The sequence below is a fragment of the Actinomadura kijaniata genome (assembly GCF_014138665.1).
Taxonomy (GTDB): domain Bacteria; phylum Actinomycetota; class Actinomycetes; order Streptosporangiales; family Streptosporangiaceae; genus Spirillospora; species Spirillospora kijaniata.
The window spans coordinates 127,506-143,224 of the sequence record NZ_JACJIA010000015.1; the positions used below are offsets into that span (position 1 = coordinate 127,506).

General features: G+C 74.4%; 13 protein-coding genes and 1 pseudogene. 9 read left to right on the forward strand and 5 right to left on the reverse strand.

Annotation, left to right across the window (positions count from 1 at the left end; genetic code table 11):
• The first annotated feature begins 104 nt into the window (after positions 1-104).
• Entirely contained in the window at positions 105-1,043 is a 939-nt protein-coding gene (locus tag HNR61_RS39610; RefSeq protein ID WP_067829916.1) for a LysR substrate-binding domain-containing protein, read from the forward strand.
• Positions 1,044-1,049: 6 nt separating this feature from the next.
• Here HNR61_RS39610 and HNR61_RS39615 read toward each other — a convergent pair whose 3' ends face one another.
• Positions 1,050-1,919: an alpha/beta hydrolase gene (locus tag HNR61_RS39615; protein WP_182848284.1), complete on the reverse strand. Its 870-nt coding sequence runs from the start codon at positions 1,917-1,919 to the stop codon at positions 1,050-1,052.
• A 129-nt stretch (positions 1,920-2,048) separates the two neighbouring features.
• Between HNR61_RS39615 and HNR61_RS50270 the strand changes: the two genes are divergently transcribed.
• Complete coding sequence (locus tag HNR61_RS50270; RefSeq protein WP_182848285.1) at positions 2,049-3,557, forward strand: ATP-binding cassette domain-containing protein; 1,509 nt, start codon at positions 2,049-2,051, stop codon at positions 3,555-3,557.
• Between the two features lie 13 nt (positions 3,558-3,570).
• Here the strand turns inward: HNR61_RS50270 and HNR61_RS39625 are convergent, their stop codons facing one another.
• Positions 3,571-4,101, reverse strand: a complete 531-nt coding sequence (locus tag HNR61_RS39625; protein WP_182848286.1) for an HU family DNA-binding protein — start codon at positions 4,099-4,101, stop codon at positions 3,571-3,573.
• Positions 4,102-4,104: 3 nt separating this feature from the next.
• Positions 4,105-4,848, reverse strand: a pseudogene (locus HNR61_RS39630) (ATP-binding cassette domain-containing protein); the annotation flags it as partial.
• 27 nt (positions 4,849-4,875) lie between these two features.
• On the opposite strand from HNR61_RS39630, the gene HNR61_RS39635 reads away from it, so the two are divergent.
• A complete protein-coding gene (locus HNR61_RS39635; protein WP_182848287.1) occupies positions 4,876-5,031 on the forward strand; it encodes a hypothetical protein in 156 nt (51 codons plus the stop codon).
• Between the two features lie 177 nt (positions 5,032-5,208).
• On the opposite strand, the gene HNR61_RS39640 is transcribed toward HNR61_RS39635, so the two are convergent.
• Both HNR61_RS39640 and HNR61_RS39645 read right to left on the reverse strand, forming a co-directional pair.
• Positions 5,209-5,847 (reverse strand): LuxR C-terminal-related transcriptional regulator, encoded by a 639-nt coding sequence (locus tag HNR61_RS39640; RefSeq protein ID WP_182848288.1) that lies wholly within the window; start codon positions 5,845-5,847, stop codon positions 5,209-5,211.
• A complete protein-coding gene (locus tag HNR61_RS39645; RefSeq protein ID WP_182848289.1) occupies positions 5,835-7,070 on the reverse strand; it encodes a sensor histidine kinase in 1,236 nt (411 codons plus the stop codon). Before HNR61_RS39645 ends, HNR61_RS39640 begins: the two co-directional genes overlap by 13 nt.
• Before the next feature lie 150 nt (positions 7,071-7,220).
• Here HNR61_RS39645 and HNR61_RS39650 point away from each other — a divergent pair, with 150 nt between their 5' ends.
• The 6 genes from HNR61_RS39650 (at position 7,221) to HNR61_RS39675 (ending at position 15,708) form a co-directional block, all read left to right on the forward strand.
• Positions 7,221-7,949: an ABC transporter ATP-binding protein gene (locus HNR61_RS39650; protein WP_220510368.1), complete on the forward strand. Its 729-nt coding sequence runs from the start codon at positions 7,221-7,223 to the stop codon at positions 7,947-7,949.
• 266 nt (positions 7,950-8,215) lie between these two features.
• On the forward strand, positions 8,216-10,603 hold the full coding sequence (locus HNR61_RS39655) for an ABC transporter permease (RefSeq protein WP_182848290.1): 2,388 nt from the start codon (positions 8,216-8,218) through the stop codon (positions 10,601-10,603).
• 203 nt (positions 10,604-10,806) lie between these two features.
• On the forward strand, positions 10,807-11,637 hold the full coding sequence (locus HNR61_RS39660) for a DUF4253 domain-containing protein (RefSeq protein ID WP_182848291.1): 831 nt from the start codon (positions 10,807-10,809) through the stop codon (positions 11,635-11,637).
• 64 nt (positions 11,638-11,701) lie between these two features.
• Positions 11,702-12,847, forward strand: a complete 1,146-nt coding sequence (locus tag HNR61_RS39665; protein WP_182848292.1) for an acyl-CoA dehydrogenase family protein — start codon at positions 11,702-11,704, stop codon at positions 12,845-12,847.
• A gap of 465 nt (positions 12,848-13,312) precedes the next feature.
• Positions 13,313-14,683, forward strand: coding sequence for an endonuclease/exonuclease/phosphatase family protein (locus HNR61_RS39670; protein WP_220510350.1), 1,371 nt, complete (start codon positions 13,313-13,315; stop codon positions 14,681-14,683).
• Between the two features lie 407 nt (positions 14,684-15,090).
• Positions 15,091-15,708 carry a TetR/AcrR family transcriptional regulator gene (locus HNR61_RS39675; RefSeq protein ID WP_182848293.1) on the forward strand — a complete coding sequence of 206 codons (618 nt, stop codon included), beginning with the start codon at positions 15,091-15,093 and terminating at the stop codon, positions 15,706-15,708.
• The last annotated feature ends 11 nt before the right edge of the window (positions 15,709-15,719 follow it).

Sequence of the window (15,719 nt, forward strand, 5' to 3'; positions counted from 1 at the left end):
AGAATGGCGATACCCGCTCCGGTCGGGCGCTCCCCGGCCGCGAGCCATGATCGATTCGTCGTCGGACGGCGGCGGATATGACCGTTCCGTGATAGGAAGTCGCCATGCGCGCGATCGATCTGCTCAACGGACGGCTGAAGCTGCGGCACCTGGTGCTGGTGGTCGCCATCGCCGACCAGGGCAGCGTGCTGCGCGCCGCCGAGCACCTGCACCTGGCCCAGCCCGCCGTGACGCGCAGCCTGCGGGAGGTCGAGCACATCCTGGGCGTGGAGCTGTTCACGCGCGGGCCGCGCGGGGTGACGCCGACGCTGTTCGGGGAGGCGTTCGTCGAGCACGCGCGGGCGGTGCTGGCCGAGCTGCGGCGCGCCGGGGAGCGCATCACCGGGCTGGCCGACGCCGAGGTCGGCACCGTCACCATCGGAACGCTGCTGGCCGGGTCGAACGTGCTGCTGCCGCGCGCCATCGCCGCGCTCAAGCAGGACCGGCCGGGCATCACCGTGATCGTGCAGGAGGCGACGTTCGACGCGCAGGTCCCCCGCCTGCTGGACGGCGAGATCGACCTGATCCTGGGCCGCCTCAACCCGATCGACGACATGCGCGGGCTGCGGCAGATCACCCTCTACAGCGAGCCGGTGCGGCTGGTGGCGCGCAAGGGGCACCCGGCGCGCGACCGGGCCGATCTGGAACTGGCCGACCTGCTGGCCTATCCCTGGGTGCTGCCGCTGGAGCAGACCGCGCTGCGGCGGGAGCTGGAGCAGGTGTTCCGCGCCGCGGGGCTGCGGCTGCCGACCGACCTGGTGGAGTGCACCTCGATCCTGACCGTGCGCACCCTGGTCCAGGACACCGACATGATCGCGGCGCTGCCGGAGCTGGTGGCCCGCACCGACGAGCAGATCGCGCCGCTGCCGGTGCCGCTGGACCCGGTGCGCCGCCAGGTGGGGGTGACCCTGCCGGACCAGCGGCCGCTGACCCCGTCGGCGCAGCTGATGCTGGACCACCTGCGCGAGCAGGCGTCCATGGTCACCCGCGCCGGGGCGGCCTGAGCCCGGTCAGACCGACCGGATCAGGTCGAGCAGGGCGCGGCTCATCGCGGTGCCGGGGTCGGTCCAGTCGAGGACGACGTCGAAGTGGTCGCGGCCCGGCACCACCAACGGCGCGCCCCCGCCCCAGTGGTCCCCGAAGCGCCGGGTCTGCTCCAGGAAGCCCGCGCCGTCGTGCTCGGCGACGGCGACCACCGCCGGGCAGCGGCGTTCGGCGGGCAGCAGCAGCGGGCTGAGCGCCGCCGCGCGGTCCAGGTCCAGCCCGACGGTCCTGTTCACGTAGACCCGGGTGATGGGCCGCAGGTCGAACAGGCCGCTGACGGGCATCGCGGCCTTGACGGCGTCGGCGGGCAGGCCCAGCTCCGCCTGCCAGCCGCCGACCATCGTCATGCCGGTCAGGTGGCCGCCCGCCGAGCTGCCGCCCACCACGATCCGGTCGGGGTCCAGGCCGTGGTCGCGGCCGTGCCGGTGCACCCAGGCGACCGCCGCGCGCACCTGGCGGACGATCTCCTCCAGGGTCGCCCTCGGCGCCAGCGTGTAGTCGGGGACGACGGTCGCGATCCCCTGCTCGTGCAGCATCCGCGCCATGAACGCCGACTCGTGGCGGGACAGCGCCATCCAGTAGCCCCCGTGGACGAACAGGAACACCGGCCGCGGCCCGTCGCCGGTCCCCCACACGTCGAGGCGCTCGCCGCTCGCCTCGTCGTAGACGACGCCGGGCGTTCCGGGCAGGCCCGCCACCGCCTTGCCGGACTCGGCGCGGTAGCGCTCCATGTGCCGGTCGAAGAGCTCGGGGCCCGCCTTGCGCCGCACGTTGTAGGCGACGTCCAGTTCCTCGTCGGTGAGTTCGTCACCGGGAAAGCCGCTGTGCACTGCCATCCCCCCAGGCTCGCCCCCGCGCTCCGTGTCGATCAAATACCGGCCTCGGCGCGAGTTATCACCGCCCGGTCATACCGGCGCCGGGCTTCAAGATCCGCGACCCGGGTAGCAACACAGTGCGATGACGGTGTGACGCACCGTGTGGAACGGGCGACGGGAGAGGCGGAGGTGGCGATGGCCGACACCGAGCTCCTGCCGACGACGCACCCGGACGATCTGGCGCGTCCGCACCGCCGCTGGGCCGCGGCGGCCGCCGGGGCGGCCGCGGTGGGTCTGGCCGGCGCGCTCGTGCAGGTGTACGGGATCGCCGACCTCCTCCGGCACGCGCTGACGGACGACGCGTCCCTGGCGACCGCGCGGTGGGGGGTGGGGCTGCTGGCGCTGGGCACGCTGGTCCGCGTCGCCGCCGCCCGCGCCCGGTCGCGCCTGGCCGCCGTGGGAGCGCGACGGGCCGCGCGCGACCTGGGCAGGCGGCTGGTCGGGGAGGCGGCGGACCGCGGGGAACGGTCCGGGGCGGCGTCGGCCCGGCTCGTCGCGGAGGCCGGGCGGGTCGAGCCGTACCTGCACCGCTACCTGCCCGCGCGGCTGGCGGTCGTGCCGGGGATGCTGGTGGTGCTGGCGGCGGTCCTGCCGGTCAGCCCGGTGATGGGGATCGTGCTGCTGGCGGCCGCGCCGCCGGTCCTGCTGCGCCCCTCCCGCGCCGGGGCCGCGACCGCGATGGCCGTCGTGGCGGCGGCGGTCTGCGTGACGCTGGCGCTCGTGCTGTCGCCGGTCCTGCCGGCGCTGGGACTCCAGCCCGAGATGGACCTGCGCGACGGGCTGTTCGTGCTGCTGGCCACGCCGCTGTACTTCCGGCCGTCCCGCCGGTTCGCCGCCGTCTCCCGCGCGGCGGACGAGATGCGGGCGGCGGCCGACGGCCCGGGCGGCGCGGTCGTCCTGGACGGGGTGACCGTGCGCCATCCGGGCGGGGGCCGCCCCGCTCTCCAGGGCGTCTCGCTGTTCGCCCGGCCGGGCGCGCTGACGGTCGTGGCCGGGCCTCCCGGCAGCGGCAAGACCACCCTGCTGGCGGTCGCCGCCGGGCGGGTCGCCCCGTCCGGGGGCCATGTCGTCCCCGCCGTCCGGCACGCCTGGGTCGGACGGCGCCCGCACCTGTTCCCCGGCACGATCGCCGACAACGTCGCGCTGCCCGTCCCGGACGCCGGCCGCCGGGAGATCGTCGCGGCGATGCGGACGGCGGGCCTGTACCTGCGTCCCGACCTGCGGGTCGGCGAGGGCGGCGTGCTCCTGTCGGACATCGACGTCCAGCGCGTGGCGCTGGCCAGGGCCGTGCTGACGGACGCGCCGGTCCTGCTCGTGGACGAGCCGACCGCCGATCTGGACATCAACGCCGAGGCGGAGTTCGCGACGTCGCTGACGCGGCTGGCGCGGACCCGCACCGTGCTGGTCGCCTCCCACTCCCCCGTGCTGCGCGCCGCCGCCGACCACCTGCTGGAGCTGGACGGGGGCAGGCCGCGCGGGACCGGCCGGTGGAGGGCGCCGGAGGCGGTGGGGTTCCGTCCCTCGCACGTCGCGGCGGCCGGGCGCGCCGTCCTCCGGCGGGTCATGGGCGCCCTGCGGCGCGAGTTCGGCCGGAACTGAGGCCGGCGCGGCGTCAGCTCCCCTTGCCGGCCTTGACCTTGGCGGGCTTCTTCGCCCTCTTGTCGGTCTTGTCAGGCTTGTCAGGCTTGACGGACTTTTTGGCATCCGTCTTCTTGGCGCCGGATTTCTTGGTGTCGGTCTTCTTTTTCTTCTTCGGCTTCTTCGTCTTCTCGGCGGCCGGTTCGGCGGGCGCCCGCTCGGCGATTTCCTCGACCGCCGGGTCCGCGCCCCGCGCGACGCGGTTCTTGAAGGTCTGGCCGATGCGGAACCGCGGCGCGTCGCCGGCGGGCACCTCGACCGGCAGGCCGGTGCGCGGGTTGCGGGCGGTGCGGGCCGGGCGGGCGACGCGGTCGAACGTGCCGAAGCCCGTGACCAGCACGCGGTCACCGGACGCGACGCTCTCCATGATGGCCTCGAAGACGGCGTCCACATGGCGGCGCGCGGCCGCGGGGTCGCTTCCGGCGCGGGCCGCGACGGCCTCGACGAGTTCGGTTCTGTTCATGCGGGAATTCCCTTCGGCCCTGCCGCCCGTTGTGTTGCGCAAAGGCTAGACCAGCGGGCTTTCCCTGGACAGGGGAGGCCGGGGCCGTTTTTCCCGCCAGACCGGCTCGGGGGACTCGCGGACCGTGCCGTCGGCGCCGAAAACCAGGTACCGGTCGAAGTCGGCGGCGAACCACCGGTCGTGGGTGACGGCCAGCACGGTGCCCGCGAACCCGGCCAGCCCCTCCTGGAGGGCGTCGGCGCTGGCCAGGTCGAGGTTGTCGGTGGGTTCGTCGAGGAGCAGCAGGGTCGCGCCCGACAGTTCCAGCAGCAGGATCTGCAACCGGGCCTGCTGGCCGCCCGACAGCGTCTCGAACGGGCGGGCCCCGGCGGGCGCCAGCTCGTAGCGGGCCAGCGCCGCCATCGCGTCGTTGCGGGTCAGGGCGTGCTCGGTCGTGACGATGTCGGCGAGGGCGCGGCCGTGCAGGTCGGGGCGGGCGTGGGTCTGCACGAAGTGGCCGGGCACGACGCGCGCGCCGAGCCGGGCCTCGCCGGTGTGCGGGACGTCCTCGCCCGCCAGCAGGCGCAGGAACGCGGACTTGCCCGACCCGTTGGAGCCGAGGACCGCGACGCGTTCGCCGTAGCGGACCTCCAGGTCGAACGGGCGCATCAGGCCGGTCAGCCCGAGCCGTTCGCAGACCAGGGCGCGCTTGCCGGTGCGGCCGCCGCGCAGCCGCATGCGGACGTTCTGCTCCCTGGGCGCGGCGCGCGGCGGCCCGGCCTCCTCGAAGCGCCGCAGGCGGGGGCCGGCGACGACCTGCGCGACACCGTCGACGCGATGCTCCGCGAACGGCACGACCGCTACCCCAGCCTCGCCGAGCACGGCCACACCAGCGGCCACGACTGGGACGAGGTGTTCGCCCGGGGCCTGGCCTACCTGCTGGACGGCATGACCCCGCACGCGGCCCCGGGTTCGGGCCCGGCCCCGGGCTAGAGCGTGTTTCAAAGCGGACCTCAACCACGCACGCGAGCGCGTGACCTGACCGGCGGGCCCGAAGCCGAAGGCGAGGGCCCGCCGGTCAGATCGCGAAGCGATGCCGCGCTCGCCAAGCCCTGGTAAGAAGCGAGCCCCCAGGGCGAGCGCCGTAGACCAGGGCTTTTGCAACACAGCCTAGGAGTTGAGGTAGGCGAGTACCGCCAGCACGCGGCGGTGGCCGCTGTCGCTGGGCGGCAGGCCGAGCTTGGCGAAGATCGAGCCGATGTGCTTGCTGACCGAGCGTTCGGTGATGACCAGCGACGCGGCGATGGTGGCGTTGTCGAGGCCCTGCGCCATCAGCGACAGCACCTCGCGTTCGCGCGGGGTCAGGGCGGCCAGCGGGTCGCTGCGCGAGGTCATCAGCTGGGAGACGACCTCGGGGTCCAGCGCGGTGCCGCCGGTCGCCACCCGGTGCAGCGCGTCCAGGAACTGGTCGACGCGGCTCACCCGGTCCTTCAGCAGGTAGCCCACGCCCTCGGCGCCGCCCGCGAGCAGCTCGGCGGCGTAGGTCTCCTCCACGTACTGCGACAGCACCAGGATCGGCAGGCCGGGCAGTTCCCTGCGGGCCTCGATCGCCGCGCGCAGCCCCTCGTCGCGGAAGCCCGGCGGCAGGCGCACGTCCAGCACGGCGGCGTCGGGCCGGTGCTCCAGCAGCGCGGGCAGCACGTCGGGGCCGTTGTCGGGCGCGGCCACGACCTCGTGGCCCTCGGTCGACAGCAGGAGGGACAGGCCCTCGCGCAGCAGGGCGTTGTCCTCGGCGATCACGATCCGCACGGCAGCTCCACGGTGAGCGTCGTTCCTTCCCCATCGGGGCTGTCCAGGCTGGTGGTGCCGTCGAGGGCGGCGACGCGGCGGCGGATGCCGGCCAGGCCGCTGCCGCGCGCGGGGTCCGCGCCGCCCTTGCCGTCGTCGCGGGCCGTCAGGCGCAGCACGGGCCCGTCGCGGCGGACCGAGATCCAGGCGTGCGAGGCGCCGCTGTGCTTGGCGATGTTGGTCAGCGACTCGGCGACGACGAAGTAGGCGGCGGCCTCGACGGCGGCGGGGGCGCGCGGGTCGGCGTCCGGCAGGTCCAGCGTGACCGGGATCGGCTGGGCCGCCGCCAGCGCGCGGACCGCGCCGCCCAGCCCCCGGTCCGACAGGATCGGCGGGTAGATCCCGCGGATCACCGAGCGGAGCTGCGCCAGCGCGTCCTCCACGCCCTCGCGGGCCTCCAGGAACAGGGTCCGGGCCGCCGCCGGGTCGGCGTCGAAGCGGCGGTCGGCCAGGCCGAGGCGCAGCGCGACGGCGACCAGCTGGGCCTGGGTGCCGTCGTGCAGGTCGCGTTCGATGCGGCGCAGCTCCGCGCCGTGCGCCTCCAGGGCCTCGGCGCGGGTCTCGGTGAGCTGCTCGACGCGTTCGCTGAGGCTGATGCGGCGGGTGGGGCGCAGCAGCACCTCGGCGAGCCGGGCCTGCCAGTGCGCGCAGCGGGGGATGAACCAGACCAGTACCGCGGTGTTCAGGCCCGCCTGCGCGAGCGGCAGCGTCAGCGCCTTCGGCCAGCCGTCCAGGGGCACGAACGCCGACACCGACCCCTCCGGCGCGGCCCACCACCACAGCGGCATCGACAGCGCGTACAGCGTGCCCGGTACCAGCGCGATCGCCAGGGCCCCCATCGTGAGGCCCGTCACCCCGTGCGCGGCCATCCACGCCGCGTCCCGCCAGGTGGAGGCCGAACGCAGCAGGGCCACCGACCGCTCGACGGAGGTTCCCCGCAGCTCGGGATAGGGCTCGGGGATCTCCCGGCCGAGCGCCCGTCCGGCGCGGCGGCGCTCGGCGTTGGCCAGGGCCCGCATCGGGCGGACCAGGAACGGCAGCCACGGCAGCAGGACCACCAGCACCACCAGCAGGAAGAGCGCGTAGGGCAGCAGGCACATGCCGAGCAGCGCGGGCAGCGCGGTGCGCAGCCCCAGGATCAGGTACACCGTCGCGTCGCGGACGTGGTGGAGGGTCGGTCTCATGTCGGGAAGCACGTTACGGGGCGTCCGGCCGGTACGCATCCGGGCCCGCCCCCGGTCCGGTGGTGGAGCTGGCTACACCACCCTTTCGGGAGATCACCCCGATGTGCCCGCCCCCTCCCCGAACCTAGCTTCGACCAGGTGAAGCAGACGATGACAATGACGGCCAAGGCCACCGCGGACGCGGTGCGGCTGGAGTCGGTGACCAGGACCTACGGGAACGTGAGGGCGCTGGACGGGGTGTCGTGGACGTTCCCGCGCGGCGCGTTCACCGCGGTGATGGGGCCGTCGGGGTCGGGCAAGAGCACGTTCCTGCAGTGCGCGTCCGGGCTGGACCGGCCCGACGCGGGGACGGTGCGGATCGGCGGCGTGGACCTCGGGGAGCTCGGTGAGGCGAAGCGGACGCGGCTGCGGCGCGAGCGCGTGGGGTTCGTGTTCCAGGCGTTCAACCTGGTCCCGTCGATGGACGTCGAGCAGAACATCACGCTGCCGCTGCAGCTGGGCGGCGCGGAGGTCGACCGCGCGTGGCTGCGCGAGGTGGTGACCCGCGTCGGGCTCGCCGACCGGCTGCGGCACCGGCCCGCCGAGCTGTCGGGCGGGCAGCAGCAGCGCGCCGCCGTGGCCCGCGCGCTGGTCACGCGCCCGGAGGTGGTGTTCGCCGACGAGCCGACCGGCGCGCTGGACCCCCGCACCGCGCGCGAGGTGCTGCGGCTGCTGCGCGAGGCGGCGGACCTGACCGGGCAGACGGTGGTGCTGGTGACCCACGATCCGGTGGCCGCCGCCTGGGCCGACTCGGTGGTGTTCCTGAACGCCGGGCGCATCGTGGACGAGCTGGTCTCCCCGACGGTCGCGGCCGTCATGAACCGTTGGGAGGCCCTGTGAGGGAGCCGGAGGGGCGCGGTGTCGCCTGGACTGAGGAGCGCCGGGAGCGAAGCGACCAGAGCGACGAAGGAAGGCGGCACCCCCTGGCGCCCCGCAGGCGACCGGGAAACACAGCGAGGGAGCCGGAGGGGCGCGGTGTCGCCTGGACTGAGGAACGCCGGGAGCGAAGCGACCAGAGCGACGAAGGAAGGCGGCACCCCCTGGCGCCCCGCAGGCGATCGGGGGACAGCATGAGGAAGGGGAAGGGGCGCGGTGCCGCGGGGAGCATGTGGGGTGTGTTCGCGGCGTTGCTGTTCGCGGCGGTGCTGGTCGGGTCGTGCGGGGTGCTGCTGGAGTCGGCGCTGCGGGCGCACGCGCCGGTGGAGCGCTACGGGGCGGCGTCCGCCGTGGTCACCGCGCCCCACCGGGTCCAGGAACGCATCAAGCCGCTCGGCGACGCTCCCGAGGTGCAGAGCCGCCCGTTGACGGAGCCGGGGCGCGTTCCGGTCGCGCTCGCCGGGAGGCTGCGGGGCCTTCCCGGGGTGCGGGCGGTGGTCGCGGACGTGTCGTTCCCCGTGGTGTCGGATGCCGGGCGGGCGATGCGGGGGCACGGCTGGGAGTCGGCGGCGCTGGGGCCGTTCCCGCTCCGGCAGGGGCGGGCTCCGCGGGCGCCCGGCGAGGTGGCGCTGGACGCGGCGTCGGGGGCGCGGGTCGGCGACGCGGTGCGGCTCCAGACCACCGGGGCGCCGCGGCCGTTCCGGGTGACGGGGCTGGTCGCCGGTCCTCCGGCCGCCTACTTCGCCGCCGCCACGGCCGAGGCGCTCGGCGGGCGTCCCGGCCACGCCGACGCGCTGGCCGTGCTCGGCGACGCCGACGCGGACGCGCTGCGCCGGGCCGTTCCGGGGCTGCGGGTCGCCACCGGGGCCGACCGCGGCGACGCCGAGAACCTCGCGGTCGCCGCCGCCCGCCCCGACATGATCGAGCTGTCGGCGTCGCTCGGCGGCGTCGCCGTCATGATCGCGCTGCTGGTGGTCGGCGGGCTGGTCGCGCTGTCGGTCCGGGAACGCACCCGCGAGCTGGCGCTGCTGCGCGCGGTCGGCGCGACGCCCGGCCAGGTGCGCGGGCGGATCGTCCGGCAGGCCCTCGCGGCGGCGGTGCCCGCCGGGGTCGCCGGCGGCGCGCTGTCGCTCGCCGCGGGGGCCGGGCTGCACGCGGTGATGGCCTCCGCGCACGTGCTGCCCGACGGGTACCGGCTGTCGCTGAGCGTGCTGCCCGCGCTGGCGGCGTTCCTGGTCACCGTGCTGGCCGCCGCCGTCACCTCGCTGCTGGCGTCGCTGCGCGTCGCCCGGATCCGCCCGGCGCGGGCGCTCGGCGAGGCGGAGCTGGAACCGGCCGCGCTGCCCCGCTGGCGGGTCGTGACCGGGGTGGTCTTCCTGATCCTCGGGCTGAACTCGCTCGGGCTGTCGTTCGCGGTCTCCGGCCAGGCGGCGGCCGCGTCGGTCAGCGGGCTGGTCCTCACGCTGGTCACGGCGACGGCGCTGCTCGGACCGCTGATCGCCCGGCGCGGCGGCCGGATCCTCGGGCGGCTCGCCCGCGCCCTGTCCCCCGTCCCGGGGCGGCTGGCGCAGCACAACGCGGCCGCCGCCGCCCTGCGCGCGGGGTCGATGCTCACGCCGGTGGCGCTGGCGGTGGCGTTCGCCGGGACGCAGCTGTTCGCCTCCTCCACCGTCGCCCGCGCGACCACGGCCGAGGCCGCCGCCGGGAACCGCGCCGACCAGGTGCTGGTGTCCACCGGCCCCGGCCTGCCGTCCGAGGCCGCCGCCGCCGTGCGCGCCGTCCCCGGCGTGACGGCCGCGACGGCGGTCGCCCGCACCACCGTGGTCATGACGGTCCGCGAGCTGGGCGAGCGGCGGCTTCGTTCCCTCCACGGCCAGGGCGTCACCCCCGGAGACGCCGCCCGCGTCCTCGACCCGAAGGTCTCCGCAGGGCGGCTCGGCGACCTCGCCGACGGCACCGTGGCGCTCAGCGAGAACGTCGCCGGCGGCGTCCGCCTCGGCTCCCCGGTCACCCTGTGGCTGGCCGACGGCACGCGGATCCGGCCCCGCGTGGTGGCGCTCTACGAGCGGGGGCTCGGCTTCGGCGACGTGCTGCTGCCGCGTTCGGCGGTCACCGCGCCGCTCGACGACCACGTCCTGGTCAGGGGCGACGCCGACCTGCGGCCCGTCGCCGCCCGCTACGCCGGGGCCCGCGTGGCGGGGCCGGAGGCGCTCGGCGTCGCGCTCGCGCGGGAGCTGCGGCTGCAGAACCTCCTGTCGTGGGTCGTGGTCGCTGCCATCCTCGGGTTCGTCGTCATCGGCCTGGTCACCACCCTGGCGCTGGCCACCGGGGCGCGCCGCCGCGAGTTCGGGCTGCTGCGCGACATCGGCGCGACCCGGCGGCAGGTGCTGGCGATGGTGCGGCTGGAGGCGCTGGTCGTGCTCGGCACCGGACTGGCCGTCGGCACGCTGATCGCCGCGGTGACGCTGCTGGCGTTCGCGGCGGGCGTCACCGGGCTGCCGCTGCCCGCGGTGTCCCCGGTGACGGCCCTGGCGGTCCTGGCGTTCGTCGCGGTCTCCGGCACGGCCGCCATGATGCTGCCCGCGCGCCGGGCGACCGCACCCGGTACCGGATCGTGATCGGTTCCGTCCCGGGGCTCGGCGACCGGGACGGACCATCGAAGCGCAGGTCCGGGGCGTGACGGCGAACGCGCGGCCCCCGGGACCGGGCCGGGAGGGATGACCTAACCGGGAGGCCCGTCCCCCGCGCGGTCCCGACGCCGTTAACATCTCCGGAGTGCCAAGATCCTGTGTTGGCATGCTCTGTACCGGAACGGCGTGAAATGGATGACCTCGACCTTCGCTCGGGACTGCCGGGCGACCTGCCGCAGCTCTTCGGGGGCGAGTCCGCCCACCGCGCGCTGTCGGTGCCGCTGCCGGCGGGCGAGGTGGTCTGGCCCGACCCCGGTTTCCCGCAGCGGCAACTGCTGCTGCGCCCCGCGTTCTGGGTGAGCGAGGAGCCTGTGTCGGGCGATCTGTGGGCGCGGCTGCGCGCCGAGCACCCCCGCTCGGGGCTGTGGCCGCTGCTGCTGGACGAGTCCGACCAGCCGTGGTCGGCCGGGCAGGTCGCGCCCGAGCCCGTCAGCGAGATCGACAACTACGCGCCGCACGCGTTCATGTCCGAGGTCTGGAGCGACTGGGCCGAGCAGGCGGGCGACGAGGAGGTCGAGGACCTGGCCCCGTTCGGGCGGCAGTGCCCGGGCCCCGCCCCGCGCGGCGCGGCGTTGCAGGACCCCGACGCGGTCGCCGACCGGCACGCCCGCGCCATCGCCGCGCGCGGCCTGTCCCTCGGCCTGGTCGCGGTGGACCGGGGCGCCGACGCGCTGACCGCCGTCGGCTGGCAGGGCGCGCTCAACCACAACGAGTGGACCGCGCCGCTGTCGGCGGTGGTGCGCGGCTGGGAGGACCGGTTCGGGGCGCGGGTGATCGGGCTCGGCTTCAACACCCTGGAGCTGAGCGTGGCCGCGCCGCCGGTCACCATCCGGCACGCGCTCCAGGTGGCCGCCGAGCACTGGGCGTTCTGCCCCGACATCCTGTTCCAGGGGCCCGGCACGCTCGCCGGGTACGCCGAGGAGATCCGGGGCAAGCACTGGTGGTCGTTCTGGTGGGACTGACCGCGGGCGGCTCCCGACCCGCCAGTAAGGTGACCGGCTAGTCACCTCGAGTTCGGGAGGAAGCATGCGCCGCACCGTCTTCGACCAGGACCACGAGCTGTTCCGGGAGTCCGTGCGCGGGTTCGTCGAGCGCACCCTGCTGCCGCTGGACGAGACCATCCGCGACGAGCGCATGCTGCGGCGCGAGGTGTGGCTGGAGGCGGGCCGCCAGGGCCTCCTCGGCATGCAGGTGCCCGAGGAGTACGGCGGCCAGGGCGCCGGCGACTTCCGATTCAACGCCGTCATCGGCGAGGAGCTGGCCCGCGTCGCCGCCGCCTACAACTCGATCGTCGCCATCCACATCGACGTCTGCGCCCCCTACCTTCTCGAACTGGCCACCGAGGAGGCGCGCGAAAGGTGGCTGCCGCGCTTCTGCACCGGCGAGCTGGTCACCGCGATCGGGATGACCGAGCCGTCCGGCGGCTCGGACCTGGCGGGCCTGAGGACCACCGCCGTCCGCGACGGCGACCACTGGGTGATCAACGGCTCGAAGACGTTCATCACCAACGGCGGCCACGCCGACCTGGTCATCGTCGCCGCCAAGACCACGCCGGACCGGGGCGCCAAGGGCATCACGCTGTTCGGCGTGGAGGCCGACACCCCCGGTTTCACCCGGGGCGCCAGGCTCGACAAGGTCGGCCAGCCCGAGGCCGACACCTCCGAGCTGTTCTTCGAGAACGTCCGCGTCCCCGGCTCCCGCGTCCTCGGCGAGGTGGACCGCGGGTTCATCCACATGATGGAGCGCCTGCCGCAGGAGCGCCTGTCCTGCGCCATCGCCAACGTCGCCCACGCCCGCGGCGTCCTGGAGGAGACCGTCGCCTACGTGAAGGAGCGGCAGGCGTTCGGCCGGCCGATCGGCCGCTTCCAGCACAACAAGTTCCTGGTCGCCGAGCTGGTCACCAAGCTGGACGTGGCGCAGGCGTTCGTCGACCAGTGCCTGGCCGCCCATGTGGCCGGGGAGCTCGACACCACCGACGCCTCCAAGGCCAAGTGGTGGACCTCCGACGTCCAGAACGAGATCATCGACGGCTGCGTGCAGCTGTTCGGCGGCTACGGCTACATGCGCGAGTACCGGGTGGCCCGCGCCTGGATGGACGCCCGCGTGACCCGCATCTGGGCCGGCTCCAACGAGATCATGAAAGAGATCATCGGCCGCTCCGTGGGCCTGTAGCCCTGACCCGCGCCCCCATGATCTGGGACGCACGCACACGACGGCGAGGCGATGCGGACCGAGGACCGGCGCGCGGCCGACGTCCGCCCGGCTCTGGTGATGGCGACCTGCGACACGAGAGGCGCCCGTCCGCCGGGGAAGCCCTGGGCGGATCTCCTCAGCGGTTGTTGTAGTAGGCCAGGAACATGTCGACGCCGGTCTCGTTGAGGGCGGCGGTCTGGTCGTGCGGCAACGCGACAGGCCCAGATCACCACGCTGCTGGTCCGCCACGGCGACCGGGCGCTGGAACTGACGTTCCGCAGCCTGGCGGCCGAGCCCGGCGGCCCCGAGGCGGCCCGGCTGAGCACCGCGATGGCGGGATCCCTCGAACTGGCCCCGGCGAAGTTCCTGGGCCTGACGGTCGGCTAGACACTCGCCCACCACGCAGGCCCCGGCCAGGAACGTCGCGTTCCAGCCGGGGCCTTCATGGCGTCGAACACACGGGGTACCGAGCGGGGCGAGGCGATCGGAGCGGTCGATGCCGCGACGGGCGACGTGTGGGGCGGTCCCGCGACCGCGCAGCCACCGGCGCAGGTCGGGCAGTCGTCCCCCTGCCCACCACCGGTCTGCCGCCGGGCGACTAACATCGTCTACTTCCTGCACGACGACGGGTACGCCTGGCTGGCTCAGCCGAGGCGGCTGAAGCTGGCCGACTCCTCGCCGACGCGCTGGGCGTCCGCCTCGTTCTTCCTGCGCAACGGTCAGGTCGGCAGCTCCTACGGCGCCACCGTCAAGGGGCTGGTGCGCGGTGACACCGCCGGCCTGACCTTCCGCAAGACCTCCGGCCCCGCCTGGGCCTCGGTCTCCCCCACCGGCACGGTCGGTGGCACGCCCACCGCGCCCGGCACCGCCACGATCGGGATCGAGGCCGCCAACAGCGCCGGGCTGAAGGCGGCCGCCTCGGTCGGCGTCCGCGTCCAGGCGGCCGGAGCGCCGCTGGTGCCGGAGCTGAAGGTGCTGTCCTACAACCTGTGGCACGGCGGCACGCCCATCGGCGGCCACCGCGACAAACAGCTGAAGTTCCTGCTGGACCGCGACGTCGACGTCGTCGGGATCCAGGAGAACGAGGGGACCTCGGCGCAGGCCCTGGCCCAGGCGCTGGGCTGGTCCTACCACCAGACCGCCGACCTCGGCGTCATCAGCCGCTACCCCATCACCCGGACCACCCCGGCCGTCGCGGGCGCGGCCATCGCCGCCAGGATCCGGCTCGGCTCCAGGGCCGCCGTGGTGTGGAACGCCCACCTGGGCCACACCCCCTACGGGCCCTACGACGCCTGCTTCGGCCGCCTGCCGGTCCAGCAGCTCTTCGACCGCGAGGCCCGGTCGGGACGCACCGGGCAGATCAACGACATCCTCAAGGCCATGAGCGCGGACCTGGCCTCCGCCTCCACCACGCCGGTCTTCCTGGTGGGCGACTTCAACGCCCCCTCCCACCTGGACTGGACGGCGGCCACCAGGCGGTGCGGCTACGGGGCCGTCAACTGGCCCACCTCGGCGGCCGTGGCCAACGCCGGGCTGACCGACTCCTACCGCGCCGCCCACCCCGACCCCCTCGCCTCCCCCGGCGCGACCTGGTCGCCGGTCTACAAGACCTTCACCGGCGGCTATGGCCACGACTCCCACAAGGGCGAGCCCGAACCGCAGGACCGCATCGACTTCGTGCACTTCAAGGGACCGGCGACCGTCCTGACGTCGAACGCGGTCGTCGAGGGCACACCCGCGCCCTACCCCGGCCACACCGGCAACGCCTGGACCTCCGACCACGCCGCGGTGCTGACCGCCTTCCGCCTGCCGTAGCCGAAGGCCGGCCGGTGGCGCTGCGCGCTCTGCCCGCACCCCATGTGGAGTCCCGGGCCGCCGCTTCCGCGACCGTGACGCGGGGGTATCGGGGATGGGGGACGGGCGGGGAGGCGTAAAGGGATCCACGAGATCTCTCGGCCTGGGGCGCGGCCGGCGCGTGCCGGTAAGGCCGGGTGGCGAAGTTCGGCAATGGCCGATCTCGTCGGCGTGCGGCGCCGTGGAAGCGCGTTCGGGGTCCAGGCCGATGCCGGCCAGGGCACCGCTGGTCAGGGCGGTGCCGACACCCTCTTTGATCTTGCTGAAAGGTATATAGTTCTTGCACGTCTGTACATACATATACTAAAGTTCATCAGTACACTTTGGTACATTTTTCCCTCGGAAAGCGGGACGGGAAAGGGATCGACATGGTCGAGGAAGAGGTCGAGGAAGCGCCCGCGATAGGACGTCGGGAACGCAACAAGCAGCGGGTCCGGGAACGGATCTACGCCTCGGCCATCAGCCTGTTCGCGGAGGAGGGCTACGACCAGGCGACCGTGGACGCGATCGCCGACCGGGCCGACGTCGCGCGCGGCACGTTCTTCAACTACTTCCAGCACAAGGAAGACATCATCAACGCCTGGGAGGAGCGGAGGGGGGCGAAGTTGCGCACCCGTCTGGAGGAGAGCCTCTCGTCCAAGGAGATGAGCGCCGCACTCCTCATGCGCATGTGCCTGTCCATCCTCGCCGAGCTCAACGAGGAGGAGCGCGACGTCGCCCCGGCGCTGGTGACGGCCTGGGTCAAGACGGGCAAGCCGATCCTCGCCGAGCCGCACATCGCCGCGATATTCACCGAGCTCGTGGAACGCGGCCAGCGGCGGGGCGAGATCCGGGCCGACGTGGAAGCGGAGCGCGTGGGGAACCTTCTTCGCGACGCGTATCTCGGGATCCTGTTCCGCTGGTCCCGGGTGGGCCCGTCCGGCATGGACATCGACCAGGAACTGCAGTACGTGCTGAAGATCTGCCTTCGCGGCATCCTGGCGTAGGGCGGGTCCGG

Bases quoted from the DNA above. Each gene is read 5' to 3' on its own strand.
- HNR61_RS39665 (WP_182848292.1), top strand. From the start codon at position 11,702: ATGCGCCGCACCGTCTTCGACCAGGACCACGAGCTGTTCCGGGAGTCC.
- HNR61_RS39645 (WP_182848289.1), bottom strand. From the start codon at position 7,070: ATGAGACCGACCCTCCACCACGTCCGCGACGCGACGGTGTACCTGATC.
- HNR61_RS39615 (WP_182848284.1), bottom strand. From the start codon at position 1,919: ATGGCAGTGCACAGCGGCTTTCCCGGTGACGAACTCACCGACGAGGAA.
- HNR61_RS39660 (WP_182848291.1), top strand. From the start codon at position 10,807: ATGGATGACCTCGACCTTCGCTCGGGACTGCCGGGCGACCTGCCGCAG.
- HNR61_RS39675 (WP_182848293.1), top strand. From the start codon at position 15,091: ATGGTCGAGGAAGAGGTCGAGGAAGCGCCCGCGATAGGACGTCGGGAA.
- HNR61_RS39610 (WP_067829916.1), top strand. From the start codon at position 105: ATGCGCGCGATCGATCTGCTCAACGGACGGCTGAAGCTGCGGCACCTG.
- HNR61_RS39635 (WP_182848287.1), top strand. From the start codon at position 4,876: ATGCTCCGCGAACGGCACGACCGCTACCCCAGCCTCGCCGAGCACGGC.
- HNR61_RS39655 (WP_182848290.1), top strand. From the start codon at position 8,216: ATGTGGGGTGTGTTCGCGGCGTTGCTGTTCGCGGCGGTGCTGGTCGGG.
- HNR61_RS39670 (WP_220510350.1), top strand. From the start codon at position 13,313: ATGGCGTCGAACACACGGGGTACCGAGCGGGGCGAGGCGATCGGAGCG.
- HNR61_RS39650 (WP_220510368.1), top strand. From the start codon at position 7,221: ATGACAATGACGGCCAAGGCCACCGCGGACGCGGTGCGGCTGGAGTCG.